Origin of the sequence: Azohydromonas australica DSM 1124 (assembly GCF_000430725.1) — a bacterium.
Lineage (GTDB): Bacteria > Pseudomonadota > Gammaproteobacteria > Burkholderiales > Burkholderiaceae_C > Azohydromonas > Azohydromonas australica.
In genome coordinates this window covers 137108-148969 of record NZ_AUMO01000037.1, presented here as the reverse complement: position 1 = coordinate 148969, position 11862 = coordinate 137108, and the positions used below count along the sequence as shown (strand labels likewise).

14 protein-coding genes are annotated in these 11862 nt (G+C 64.4%); 2 read left to right on the top strand and 12 right to left on the bottom strand.

Annotated elements, in window-relative coordinates; genetic code table 11:
• Positions 1-23: 23 nt before the first annotated feature.
• Genes H537_RS0105675 through H537_RS0105635 form a run of 9 tightly spaced genes read right to left on the bottom strand, consistent with a single transcriptional unit; the run spans position 24 to position 6846 of the window.
• Positions 24-758, bottom strand: coding sequence for a VirB8 family type IV secretion system protein (locus H537_RS0105675; RefSeq protein ID WP_156901449.1), 735 nt, complete (start codon positions 756-758; stop codon positions 24-26).
• A 12-nt stretch (positions 759-770) separates the two neighbouring features.
• Positions 771-1469: a type IV secretion system protein gene (locus H537_RS0105670; RefSeq protein ID WP_028997112.1), complete on the bottom strand. Its 699-nt coding sequence runs from the start codon at positions 1467-1469 to the stop codon at positions 771-773.
• 12 nt (positions 1470-1481) lie between these two features.
• Positions 1482-2510 carry a type IV secretion system protein gene (locus H537_RS0105665; protein WP_028997111.1) on the bottom strand — a complete coding sequence of 343 codons (1029 nt, stop codon included), beginning with the start codon at positions 2508-2510 and terminating at the stop codon, positions 1482-1484.
• A gap of 4 nt (positions 2511-2514) precedes the next feature.
• Positions 2515-2862 carry a hypothetical protein gene (locus H537_RS0105660; RefSeq protein WP_028997110.1) on the bottom strand — a complete coding sequence of 116 codons (348 nt, stop codon included), beginning with the start codon at positions 2860-2862 and terminating at the stop codon, positions 2515-2517.
• Positions 2859-5429 carry a VirB4 family type IV secretion/conjugal transfer ATPase gene (locus tag H537_RS41450; RefSeq protein ID WP_169516957.1) on the bottom strand — a complete coding sequence of 857 codons (2571 nt, stop codon included), beginning with the start codon at positions 5427-5429 and terminating at the stop codon, positions 2859-2861. The genes H537_RS0105660 and H537_RS41450 overlap by 4 nt, the downstream gene beginning before the upstream one ends.
• Positions 5323-5664, bottom strand: a complete 342-nt coding sequence (locus H537_RS0105650; protein WP_028997109.1) for a VirB3 family type IV secretion system protein — start codon at positions 5662-5664, stop codon at positions 5323-5325. The genes H537_RS41450 and H537_RS0105650 overlap by 107 nt, the downstream gene beginning before the upstream one ends.
• Complete coding sequence (locus tag H537_RS0105645) at positions 5661-5972, bottom strand: hypothetical protein (protein ID WP_028997108.1); 312 nt, start codon at positions 5970-5972, stop codon at positions 5661-5663. Before H537_RS0105645 ends, H537_RS0105650 begins: the two co-directional genes overlap by 4 nt.
• On the bottom strand, positions 5969-6487 hold the full coding sequence (locus H537_RS41445; RefSeq protein ID WP_051241986.1) for a lytic transglycosylase domain-containing protein: 519 nt from the start codon (positions 6485-6487) through the stop codon (positions 5969-5971). The genes H537_RS0105645 and H537_RS41445 overlap by 4 nt, the downstream gene beginning before the upstream one ends.
• The gene (locus tag H537_RS0105635; protein WP_028997107.1) at positions 6487-6846 is read right to left on the bottom strand and encodes a hypothetical protein; all 360 of its coding nucleotides are present in this window, start codon (positions 6844-6846) and stop codon (positions 6487-6489) included. Before H537_RS0105635 ends, H537_RS41445 begins: the two co-directional genes overlap by 1 nt.
• 341 nt (positions 6847-7187) lie before the next feature.
• Here H537_RS0105635 and H537_RS50710 point away from each other — a divergent pair, with 341 nt between their 5' ends.
• Positions 7188-7514, top strand: a complete 327-nt coding sequence (locus H537_RS50710) for a helix-turn-helix domain-containing protein (protein WP_169516956.1) — start codon at positions 7188-7190, stop codon at positions 7512-7514.
• A 1107-nt stretch (positions 7515-8621) separates the two neighbouring features.
• Positions 8622-9911 (top strand): replication initiation protein, encoded by a 1290-nt coding sequence (locus H537_RS0105630; RefSeq protein ID WP_028997106.1) that lies wholly within the window; start codon positions 8622-8624, stop codon positions 9909-9911.
• A gap of 260 nt (positions 9912-10171) precedes the next feature.
• On the opposite strand, the gene H537_RS0105625 is transcribed toward H537_RS0105630, so the two are convergent.
• Genes H537_RS0105625 through H537_RS0105615 form a run of 3 tightly spaced genes read right to left on the bottom strand, consistent with a single transcriptional unit; the run spans position 10172 to position 11743 of the window.
• Positions 10172-10900 (bottom strand): hypothetical protein, encoded by a 729-nt coding sequence (locus H537_RS0105625; RefSeq protein WP_028997105.1) that lies wholly within the window; start codon positions 10898-10900, stop codon positions 10172-10174.
• 25 nt (positions 10901-10925) lie between these two features.
• Positions 10926-11402, bottom strand: a complete 477-nt coding sequence (locus H537_RS41440; RefSeq protein WP_051241984.1) for a hypothetical protein — start codon at positions 11400-11402, stop codon at positions 10926-10928.
• Positions 11399-11743: a hypothetical protein gene (locus H537_RS0105615; RefSeq protein WP_028997104.1), complete on the bottom strand. Its 345-nt coding sequence runs from the start codon at positions 11741-11743 to the stop codon at positions 11399-11401. The genes H537_RS41440 and H537_RS0105615 overlap by 4 nt, the downstream gene beginning before the upstream one ends.
• Positions 11744-11862 lie beyond the last annotated feature (119 nt).

Below are 11862 nucleotides of genomic sequence, written 5' to 3'. Positions count from 1 at the left end.
GAGCGTCGTGGCTGCGGCGAGTCTCATGGCGCACTCCCTCCTGCCTTCACCGGAGTGACGAGTTGCGAGTCGGCACGCCGCACCGTCACGACGAACCCCAGCGCGTTCTCCGAGCGGCACTCGGGACCCAGCTTCATCCTCGGGTCGTAGCGGTACTGCACCGTGAGCACGAAGTACTTCGGCCTGGGTTGCTGGTCAGCCTGGCGGTCGCGGTGGACGACCTTCTGTTCGATCTCGATGCGGGCGTCGTACCCGCCGGTCTTGTTCGGGCCCAGAAGCGTCGTGCTGGTCGCTTTGGCATAGCGCACGATGTTCGCCTTCGTGCCGTTGACGTCGATGTAGTCCTCGGTGCCGGGCTGCTCGAACTGCGCCTTGTACTCGTTGAAGATGCCCGCCGGGCTGGTGCATTCGACGGTACGCCAGTCGCGCGGCAGGAAGTCGTAGCTGTACGAGTGGTAGGCAACTGCCCAGCGCTCGAGGTCGTGCTTGTGCGAGGCCTCCTGCGGCGTCAGGTTCTCGACTGTCAACTGGCTGGGAAGCCGCTTCTGGCCAAACTCGTTGACGTACACCGGCTGGTAATCGACCGTCGGAGCCGGCGGGAACACGCGCGGCCAGGCCAGGCCCACGATGAGTGCTACGAACTGCCCGCCGGCCACCCACCACGCGATGCGCTCGGAGCGGTTGCGCATGGCGCGCACGACCAGGTCGGGGTTCACGTTGGGGAGGGTCGGGACCGGGTCCTCCGAAGCTTTTCCCACGACGTCCTCCGATCAGAAATCGGTGGGGTCGGCGGCGATGCGCAGCCCGCCGGCACGGTTGAGGTTCTGCAGCATGGCTTCGCGCCGCTGCGTGGCAGCAATGCGCTCGTCCTGCTCGGCCACGGCCTGCAGCGTGGCGATCTCCGCGTCGGCCTGCCTCGCCGCGGACATCTCGCCTTCGATGCGGGCACTGAGTTGTGCGATGGCCGCCGGATCGCTCGCGCCACTGACCATGTCCAGCAACCCGCGAATCTGCGCGACGCGCTGGCGCTGCTGTCCCATCGCCTGCCGAAGCAAGGCCGAGTTCTGGTAGGGGATGGCCCCCTGGCGCTCGCAGATGCCCCGCGCCGTCGGCATCAGGCTGAGGCAGACGTTGGGGCCGTTGCCGCGCAGGGCTCGCGCCGCCGGCGACATGGTGGCGAGATCGGCGGCGTCGACCAATGCCATCGCGTCGGCCGGCAGGTAAGTGTCGAGGCCAGTGTTGCGCAGCAGGCGGCCATAACCTCTGTCCCCGGTGAATGCCGCGTACTGCCGGTACTGGCCCTGGATCATTTCGATCTGGTGCTCGATCTCCATGACGTTGTCCAGCAGTTCCTGCAGCCAACTGAGGTTGGCCAGGATGTCCGTCACCGGGATCTGCGCCTGGACGGGAGCGGCGGTAGCGGAGGCGGCCAGCGCCAGCGCTGCGAGCTTGGTTCGAAGTGCGTTCACGGTGGCTCCTTGTCAGGGGTTGGAACGACCGCGGGAAGCGATCGACTGGTAGGCCCAGCGCCCGGCACTGGCCATGGCGTGGCCAGCGGCATAGCCGACGGTTGCGGCCGGCGTGGCCTTGCCGAGCGAATTGCCGGCACCGTCGCCGCCCTTGGGCTTTTGCATCTGCAGGTAGGTCTGTGCGGCCTGCATCACCAGTTGGGAGCCCAGCTGCATCGGCGTGCCGCCGGTAATGCCGGTGGCCAGGTTGGGCGCGTTCCACAGCACGGCAGCCAGCGACAGCATTAGGACGACGAAACCGCCCGCGATCTTCAGGACGTTGTCGGCATCCAGCCCCGCCTTGGCGCTGTCCACGAAGTTGGTGGCGGCGAAGAGCGCGACACCGAGGCAGAAGTACGTCACCCAGGTGAGTACGACCATGCTCAAAAGCATGTGCAGCCAGGAGAAGAAGAGTCCTGTGGTCTGCTTGATCAGCGTCAGGCCGATGGCGATGGGTCCCAGCATCAGCACAAACAGGCGGAACACCTTGGCCTGGACGGTTACGCCGATGGCGACGAGTTCCAACGCAGCAACGCCGATGGACATCATGACGACGGCAGCGAGTCCGATGAGCATGTCCAGGCCCACCGCGAAGTCCCGCGCGACGATGACGACCAAGTCCCAGGAGCGGACATCGACACCCTGAATGGCCGCCCACACGTCACCCGCGTTGTTCTGCATCGCGTTACCCGGCGCGGTGAAGAACGTCAGCATCGCCCCGCCGGCCAGGGATTCGATGAAGTCGCTAACAACGTAGTTGAAGACGCCCGTGATGGTTGCCACTGCCACCACGCAGGCCTTCTGAAAAGCATCCCAGGAGAAGGTGCCGATGGCGTGTGGCACCTGGCCCGTCGCGGTTGCACGGAAGACCCCTGTGCCCCAGATCATGATCACCGAGGCCAGGATCGGCCCCAGCCACGCGCACAGCAACGCTATCCGGCCCATGACGTAGCCGAAGACGGCGTTGTCGATGTAGCGCCCAAGCCAGACGATGCCGTCCATGGCGTCAGTCCTGCTCGACCCAGTTAGGCGTCTGGCGCATGCCGACGCAGCCTTCGCGGCCCTTCGGGCGTGGGCAGATCATCCATTCGCCCTCCTTGCGCACGAACACCCTCATGCGCTTGTCCTTGCCCTGGACGTAAGGCCGGCACGCCGCCGGGTCGTAGAACCGGTCGGGGCACTCCACAGGTCCGGTCGAGGTCTGGATGACGTATGCAGGCAGCGTTGTGCCCTTGGCCCACCACGTCGGCGACGGCGGCAGCTTGTACTTGGGCTCAGGCGGCAGCTCGATGGGTGCAGCCATGACCGAGAAGGACAGTGCGCCAGCCAGCGCGAGGAGAACGGAGTACTTCATGCAACTTTCCTGAGGTGGTGGTCATGCGCGCGAGCCTTGCGCTGGCGCACGCGCTCCAGAAGGATGGGTTCCCAGTCGGCGGGGTCGTCTCCAACCTCGGCCCTGATCTCGTCGAGCAAGCGGACGTTGTCCTCGGTGCCGGAGAGGATGACCAGGTGGTCATCCAGTCCAGTGAGATCGAGTTCCAGGACGACGGAGGTACCCGTGCTGGGTTGCTTGAAAAGGAACTTGTGGCCGCCGTCGAGGTTGAGTCCACGGATGATCCGGGTCTCCTCCTCGGTCCAGAACATCTTGTCGACATAGACCTCCCGCTTGGCACCCCGGTCGCCGAGCGCCAGGAAGGTCGATGTCTGCGACACCATCGTGCGCCCGTAGGTGGACAGCACCGAGTCGGCGGGCTCCTGGGTAATTTGCCAAATGGTCCCGTGCTTCTTGCGCAGCGTCTTCATGACGTCGCGGGCCTTGCGCGCCAGCTCCTCGTCGTCGAGCACCTTCCAGGCCTCCTCGAACACCAGCATCAACCGGCGGCCGTCGATCATCTGGTCGAGGTAGTGCAGCAGCGCCAGCGTGATCGGACCGCGCAGTTCGGGGCGGTCCAGGAACTCGGAATAATCGAACCCGATGATCTCGGCCTCGCGCGCATCGGGCAGCACGTCCTCCCCGTCGAACACCCAGCCCAACGCGGCGCCGCGGCACCAGGGGCCGAGTCGTTCGAACAGTGACAGTCCCGGCCCCTTCGACGTCTTGACCCGCAGGTTCTCGCGGATGCGGGTCAGCCCGCGCATGTGCGCCGGCATCCCGGCCACCACATGGATCGCGCGGCGCAGGTCGGCCTTCTCGTCGGGCGAGGAAACGACCTGGGGCGTGTCGGCGCAGCGCAGGACGAGCTCGTACCAGTGGTTCTCGTCGCCCGGCGTGGGCTCGCCGACACGCGGGCGACGAAAGGGGTTGATGCCCGTGTACTCGCCGATCTGCAGCCGGAAGTACTTGCCGCCCATGCGCCGGATGCAGATCTCGTTGCTGCGGTCCTTGTCGAACAGCAGGATCCGGGGCGCGGGGTAGAAGCGCTGCGCCAGCACCATGTACACGCACAGCAGCGAGGACTTGCCCGACCCCTTCACTCCGGTCAGCAGGACGTCACCCGACAGCGGCTTGCCCTCCTCGTCCAGCTTGGGGTTCGATTCATGCACGCTCGCCATGAAGGCGCGGCCACTGGCCGTCCGATGCAGGTTCCAGGCCTCGCCCCATGGATTGCCAAACCGCTTGCCCAGCAGCATCCCGTGATCAGGCGACAGCGCCGCGAAGGCGCTGCTGGTGATCTCGACCTTGCGCGGACGCTTGTCGAAGTTGCCGGGGCACTGGAACTTCCATGCGTCGTCGGGCAGCAGGTCGACTTTCGCCATCTGCAGGCCGTGGGCGTCCTGCATGACCGAGCCGACGATGCTGGACGCGAGGTTGAGCGCTGCTTGCGCTGACGCACCGAAGATCGCAAGGCCGTAGCCGTACCAGCCCTGCGACTCGCGTCCGTCCTCGACGGCGTCCATGCCGGCCTGCAGTCGCTCGCGCTGGGTGACGGAAACATCTTCCGTGGCGAGCAGGAAATTGTGTTGGCGCTTCATGGACGCCACGCCGTCCCGGCGCAACATCGGTTCCCAAGCCTGAACCTCAAGAAACTCCACCGGCTCCAGCAGCAATCCGTTGAGCACGCCCGGCTCGACGTTGACGTAGTCCTTGACGTCCAACATCGCGGCGAAACGGCTCTCGGCGATGCCGATGAGCTCGACAGCGCCAGCGTTGGCCGCCATGCGCTTGCGCGGCAGCACCTGCGGCAAGAACCCGCAGTCGGCCCGCACGCGGGACCACTCGCCGTTGATGGTGTAACCGAGAAACTCGGCGGGCTGGGAGAACGTGACGCCGTTGTGCCGGTACTCGCCGAGCACGCGAGGCTCATGTGCGCTCAGTGCGCGCTCCATCGACGTGCCGCCCTCGTCCAGCGACTGCAGGGCCGCAAACTCGTCGTCGACGATCTGGGCCGGCGTGCGGCGGTCGCTGCCCAGTCGGTTCTTGCCGCGCACGCGCTCGGGGATGAACTCCAGAACGAGGTAGATCTCCGAAACGAGAAAGGGGCGCTCGGCATTGCGCCGAGCGATCTCCTCATCGAGCAGCGCCGCGTAGGAGGCCCCGGCGATGGGCGTGAGGCGGGCGTACGCGTAGCGCTGGACGCGGTACTTGTAGACCCGCCACGCGCCGCCTTCCAGGCTGTTGAGCCAGTGCACGTGCACTTCGTGGTGTCGGGCGATGTCGTCAGGGGTGGCGGTTTCCCATGGCACGCCCTCCAGCTTCCAGAAGCGCAAGTAGGTGCCCGCGCGCGTGATGACGGTGGTGGCGTTCACAAGCGACGATGCCGGAACCCACTGGGCGACCGGCACGTCGTGTGACGCCAGCGACCGACGCATGACGTCAGTCCAGCCAAGCATCTGAGACTCCGTGGTAGGTGATGGGGGAGTAGGTGCGGCACTTCCAGAAGGCGAGGCTGCGGCGGTGACGCCACCACAGGCCAGCCGCACGGACGACCTGGTCGAGCTTCTGCGGGTCGTGCTTGGTGACATGGCGCATCCAGAAGATCGCCCCAGTGGTTGCGCCGAAAACGGTCAACATCCACCAAGGCGACTGCGTGAAGACCATGCCCCATATGCCGACCACCAGCCCGCCGAACATCGTGTACATCAGCGGCTGCACCGGCACGCCGTACTTCATGGCGGGCCGCGTGCAGCCCTTGTAGAGCTCGACCTGTACGCTCATGGCGCGGTGATGTACGCGGCCAGCATGGCGATGGCACCGATGCCGGCGCCGCCCCACATGATCGGCGTGAGGTCTGCCCATTGGGCCTTGTTGGCAGCCATGCGGCTGAAGCCGATAACACCACAGATGGTGATGATCGACGCGCCCAGGCCAACGGCGTACAGGGCGATCTCGTTCATGAGCGTCCGAGGCTTCTCGGGCAGGCCTTGCGCCTGCGCCAGCATCGGGGCGACCAGCATCACGAAGATCGACGCCCACGCCAGGACATCGCGCCAGGTCAAACGCTGATTGATGGCAATGGCTTTCACGGTGCACGCTCCTTGAGTGCTGCGGGTACGGGAGAAACGACCACGGGCGCCCGCAGCACCTTCACGACGTAGCCGTTTTGAAAGCCGGCGCGATGGCTGCCGGTGTTGTAGCAACTGAGCGCCATCCTCAAAGCCGCCTGCGGGTCAGTGGCCGGTGCGCGGGTGAAGCAGTCCAGCAGCACGCGCTGCGCGGCGCGGGCGCTCTCGCACGCGTCGAAGACGGTGGATTCGTTGAGTCCCAACCAATCCCAGTTTTTGATGTTGATTTGCCAGGGTCCGGCATCGAAGTTGAAGCCGCGGCGGCGCAGGTCGCGGGCCGTGACAACCGCCTCGGCCAGGCTGCGCGGCTGCCACGCGAGCTGGACGCCGCCGTTGATGCTGACGGCGAGCACGTTGCCGCCGGACTCGACCTTGAGCACCTTGCGCATCGTCAGCGGGTGAACCTCGGGCGCGCAGGTTTCGATGACCTGCATCAGCGTGGCCGGATCCACAGGGGGCACGTCGGTGGGCAGCATTAGCTGCCTCCGTTGCCTGGGTCAGGCAGAACCAGCGGTGGAGGCTGCGTGGCAATCCACGTTGCGAGGTCGATGTCCCACTGCGGATTGATGAAGTTGCCGTACAGGGCCCGCGCTTCGTCGCTGTACTGGATCACGGCGTTTTCTTCGCCACCGTACGTCCACCACACCCGCGTCCACTGCGGGTTGCCGTTGGACGCGATGTCGATCACACCGCTCTTCGTGCAGCCGACCTTGATCCGATTGCCATAGATGTCGTACTCGTAGACGCCGTACTGGTCGGGGCAGTCAGGCGCTGAGGCCCAGGCAAGCGTCGAGTTGCTGTCCTCGCATGTCGGCCAGCACTTGCCGCGCGACATGCATTTCAACGCTTCCCGTACATCGGGCACGCACTCTTGGATGGAACTCCACTGGCCGCCCAAGCATAGGATGACCCTGCAACCATCGAAGGCCTTGGCAGCGAAGGGTGCCAATAACCCGAGGGCAGCACACGCAGCCCCTACTCCATGTTTGAACTGTTGGAAAGGGGGCTGCATCAGTGAAATTTCCATGCGATGGAAATTTCATCATCCACGGGAGATGCGGCACGATCTGCTGGTAAATGCTCACCCCGGTAAACGGTGGTTAGCAGCCGGGCTGGATGTTTCCCTTGGAAACAACCTCATGTAGTGCAGAGGTCAGCCGTGGTCGCATATCTAAAATGAAGAGGAGCAAAAAAATAGACATGCATGAAAAAAAAACGGACGCGCCAGCCAAGGCGCGGGCGGCGCAATGCGTCGCGAATTTTTTGTCCAGCAAGGAAGTTCCCACGCGAAAGCACTCGCGGACCGTAGAAGCGATCCTTGGAATCAGCTACTCGCAGGCGCATCGCATGGTGCTGGGCACCGACGACTGGACGTTAGACGAGCTGATGAAGGTCGCTAGCGCCTTTGGATCCACGCTGGACGACGTGCTGCAGCCATTGCTGGAACGGCGAGGTCAGCCAAGTAGTGCGCCGCCGCCAGGGGTACCGCGCAAGAAATCTTGAACTTGCCCAGCCCATAGGTTCTTGGGCGCATATTGCCAGCCGCCTCTGCCCATGGCTCGACAGTCAGCTCCACCTGTGAGCCAGCGCGGAGTCCACGCAGGTCAAGACCGCCCAAGGGAGACAACTTTTGGGAGTTCTACTGGCGCTAAAGGCTCAAGAAAGCCCAAAAGTTGTCCCCTTGAAGTCTTACAAACGGCAACAGGGACACCTTTTGGGATTTGCTGGGCTCAAAACGCGCTACGAAAGCCCAAAAATTGCCCCCCTTTAGCTCTTTGGAGAGCACGACAGGGTCAACGTTTGGGCTTACCGGGTGCTTCTAGGGCTTTCAAGCTCCCAAAAGCTGTCCCCCTTGCCCCTTAAAGGGCCTCAAGGGGTACAACTCTTGGGCTTTGGCCGCTGCCCGGGCCCGATAAAGCCCAAAGTTTGTCCCCCTTGCGCGATCTAGGCGCGTTGACGGGAACTGGCCGTCTGGTACCGCTGGCAGGTCGCGCAGTTGGCCACATCTGTCGCGGGTTGCCAGAAGGGCTGGTGAACCGGCCACTGCATGAGCTGCAGCCACGCCGAACGCATTGGGCGCCAGGCAACGCCACAGCGCCAACGAGCTGCGGCGGCTGGTATCACACAGCTGCCTCAGCAGCTTGCTGTGGATAAATCTCGTGCCGCCTTGGCGCAGGCTGCGGCTCGGCAGCCGCGCCGGCCCGCTCGCCGCTGCGCCGCGGCAAGCTCGGTGTACTGCGAGCCAATCATTAGCACCGCCTCGACAGCCCAAAAGTTGCCCCCAAAAGCCCATATCCACACCCCCTAAAGCCCAAAAGTTGCCCCCCAAAGGCCCATATCCACACCCCCTAAAGCCCAAAAGTTGCCCCCCAAAAGCCCAAAAGGTGTCCCGCAAACGCTTCCAAGTACCTGTCAGCAAAGGGAAATTCTGTCCTAAAGGTTTAAAACGTCTTAAAGGTTCTTAAAGGTTAAAAACAAGCCGCTGCGTTGCAAGGAAGGAGCAAACGCCCATTGCCTTGCCCTGTCGTTGAGTGAACGTAACATCAGCCGGACAGGAGGGTGAGCCGGTACACTGCGATGTAACTTTGTCCCGCTTCCCGGAGTCACCGCTTGAACCGCCGATCACGCGAAGTCGTCGAATCGACGCAGGGCAGCCTGCTTCCAACGGAGTCCCAGGAACCCGACGACCTGTGGCGCAAGACGGTGAAGGTGGTGCACAGCGTCCCGCGCGGGCATTCGCTGACCGTGATGCAGCGCAAGATCGCCAATGCCTGGATGAAGCACGCAATCGAGAACCCACGAGGCAGGGACGGCTGGTGGCAAATGCCGCTGATGAAACTCCGCCAGGAAACGGGCTTCGGCAGTTCGCACAACACAAAGCACCTCAAGGAGTCAGCGAAGGCGCTCATGCGCATCATTTTTGAGTTCGACGTGTTCGCGCCTGGCGACCGGCGGACCGACGAGTGGCAGGCGCAGGTACTGTTTCACGGCGTGGCGCTGTCCCGCGGCTATATCCGCTGGCAGATCAGCGACAACATCTACCGCGAGCTGCTGCGCCCTGAGGTTTACGCGCTCATCAACATGTCCGTCATGCGCCGCTTCACTACTGCGGCGGCGCTGCAGCTATGGGAGTTCTGCGTACGTTTCGAGAACATCGGCTTGACCAAAAAACTGCGTTGGGAAGAACTGCGCGACACCGTGCTCGACGGCGCTGGGAAGGCATCCTTCGCTGACTGGAAGGTGCTCAAGAAGCGCGCGCTCGTGCCTGCCATCGCGGAGATCAACACCTGCTCGGACCACGACATCGAGCTGATCGAGTTCCGCGACGGCCGCCGTATGGCTGAAGTCCAGTTTCGCGTAACGCGCAAGAAGCAGGACACTAGGGTCCCTCTTGAGGCAGAGCGGCTGGTCGAGCGCATCGTGCGGTTGGGCGTGCCAGCCATCGAGGCAAAGCGCATGGCAAGCCTCTACCCCGTGCCGCGTCTGCATGCCGCGCTGCAGTACACCGAACTGCGCCAAACCGACGCCGAGCAAGCCCCGCTGGAGTCGCCCGCCGCGTACTTTCGCCGTGCACTGGAACTCGGCTGGGGTTATGCCGGCGACATCGCTGCGCCGCAAGTCACTCAGGCGACAGGGCCTGTTGCAGCTGCGGCGGCCAACGACGTCGGCGCACCGGACGCGAGCGACGCTGCTGCTGCCAAGCGCCGCGAACTCGCCCGGGCGCACTACGACAAGCAGTCACCCACGGACAAGGAAACCCTACGCGAGCGCTACAACGCCCAGCAGCGCCTGCCCAATCTGCGCGTGAAAGCCCGTGTTTCCAAGATGACCCAAGTCGCTTTCCTGAACTGGCTGGCCCGGGAACTGTGGGGCGATGGAGCGCAGGACGTGCTCCTGTGATCGCGGCGCTGACGATAGTTTGTGAAGTTGCGGCTTTACGTTGAATTCACAGCCGGCTTACCGGCCGGTCCGACCATCACCAGTCGGTGTGCGGCGTGGACGCCCATCGGCGCCGTAACCTTCAACCCGGAGCGCGAAGCCGTCGTTGCGGCGGACTCGCGTTCATCCCACCTACACAGCCTCTAGCTGCATAGGTCAGGCGACAGGCAGGTTGACGCGCACCGCACCTGCCACCCGCCGGCGCTGCGAGCGAACAGCTTTCACTGGATGAACGGAGGGCTGTACTGGGGAGGACTGTCTGTTGCGGGTAGCGCAGCAGTCAACAGGGCACGCACCGCTGCCACCGGGTCGTCATCGAGACCAGGGCGATGCGCGGCGGACGCCACCAGCGCACAGATCACGGCATCGCGCCATGGTGCATTGCTCTGATCGAGAGCGTGCGCCGCCTCGCGCATGAGCCGGCCGGCGGCTTCGATCTGATCAATGCTCCGAATTGCGTCGTGGCTCTCGAACGCATCGGCGGCGTCGCGCAGGCGCTGCGCGATGTCGTCCGCGGCGGGTGGCGCCGCGCTGGAGGCATCTTGCAGCAGTGCCTGTGCGAACCGCTGCACGTCGGCAGCGTTCATCTCGCCCTCAGGAGCCAAAAACGGCGCAGCGATCTCGGCAATACGCGCAGCCGACAGGACCTCAACGGTGGTCGCATGGCGCAGCGCAACGCGCAGCCGGTAGGACGTGCTGATCCAGTCCGAAAGTGCGGCCGCGGTGTCGCGCCACATGCGCTCCAAGTCTTTCGCTGCAGCTTCCCGAGAGCTTTCTGCGGCCTCCTGCAGCTCTTTGCCTTGTTGCTCAGCTGCCACTTGTTCGCACACGTGCAGCACATGCAACTGCCCCATGAGCCTTGTGGCTGCATTCCAAAGGCGGTTCGCAGTGTCCAGCGCCTCGTGAGCGGCCTCGCCCAAGTCGGGCGCAGCGGGTTGTTCTGTTTGCATCACACAACTCCTTTTGTCCCATGTCTCAGTTCGGTATGAGCTCAGGCCAGTCGCCCGCCTGCGCGCCCTTGGCAACCAGAACCACGGCAATGGCTGCCCGGGTCTGCGCCTGAGATAACTCCCGGCGCTGGTCAAGCACGCCGGTGTGCAGATCAACGACATAGCGGTAGTACAGAGCCGTGGCCGGGCCACGCCATGCCAGCCAGTGCTCACGGATCGCGGCCTGCTGCTCGGCCGTCGCGTTGCGTGCGTCGCGGCGGCTCTCTCGCCACACACGGGCTTCGAAGTCCCGCAGGCGCTGCTCGGTGGCCTGGTGTGCCTGGGCACGGATGCAGGCCTCGACGTCGGCATCGAAGCGCTGCGGTTGGGAGAACTGGTCGGACAGCAACGGATACCGCTGTTCTAGACAGGCCTTGGCACGGGCGCCATGCAATTGCGCCGCGGCCAACTTGTGAGGGGTCCAGGCGAAAGTGCCCCAGCGGCGCTTGCGCTCGAATCTCATTTCGTGCCTCCGCGACGCTGGTGCCAGTCGGTCGTGAACGGACCCACCACGACCGTTCCAGGCGGCACTTGGTAAAGCGGATCGTGGTCGATGCTTGGGCAGCGCTCGATGGGTGCCGTCTGCCGTGTCGCCAACAACTTGGCACGCAGCTCGGCGAGCGTGATGCCGTGGTGCTGCATCAGCGCATGGATGCGGTCGAGTACCGGCCGCACCGATGCGGCCGGGCGCTTGGCCGCGGAGCGCCGCTGGCGCGTGCTGGGGGGCGCAGTGAGCATGCAGGCATGGCCTGCATGGCCGCAAGCAGCCACACGCTGGAGATCGGCAAAGGGACTGGCGGACATGGGCACTCTCCTTTGAAAACGTGGAAGGCAGGGCAGCAGCGGCTGGCGCTGCGCGGGATGGGAAGGGAAAGGAAGGAGGAGAAACGCCCCACCCCGCTGGCTTCGCCCTGAAAGCCCCT

Bases quoted from the DNA above. Each gene is read 5' to 3' on its own strand.
- H537_RS0105660 (WP_028997110.1), bottom strand. From the start codon at position 2,862: ATGAAGTACTCCGTTCTCCTCGCGCTGGCTGGCGCACTGTCCTTCTCG.
- H537_RS41440 (WP_051241984.1), bottom strand. From the start codon at position 11,402: ATGAGATTCGAGCGCAAGCGCCGCTGGGGCACTTTCGCCTGGACCCCT.
- H537_RS0105665 (WP_028997111.1), bottom strand. From the start codon at position 2,510: ATGGACGGCATCGTCTGGCTTGGGCGCTACATCGACAACGCCGTCTTC.
- H537_RS50710 (WP_169516956.1), top strand. From the start codon at position 7,188: ATGAAGAGGAGCAAAAAAATAGACATGCATGAAAAAAAAACGGACGCG.
- H537_RS0105650 (WP_028997109.1), bottom strand. From the start codon at position 5,664: ATGAGCGTACAGGTCGAGCTCTACAAGGGCTGCACGCGGCCCGCCATG.
- H537_RS0105615 (WP_028997104.1), bottom strand. From the start codon at position 11,743: ATGTCCGCCAGTCCCTTTGCCGATCTCCAGCGTGTGGCTGCTTGCGGC.
- H537_RS0105635 (WP_028997107.1), bottom strand. From the start codon at position 6,846: ATGTCGCGCGGCAAGTGCTGGCCGACATGCGAGGACAGCAACTCGACG.
- H537_RS41445 (WP_051241986.1), bottom strand. From the start codon at position 6,487: ATGCTGCCCACCGACGTGCCCCCTGTGGATCCGGCCACGCTGATGCAG.
- H537_RS0105625 (WP_028997105.1), bottom strand. From the start codon at position 10,900: ATGCAAACAGAACAACCCGCTGCGCCCGACTTGGGCGAGGCCGCTCAC.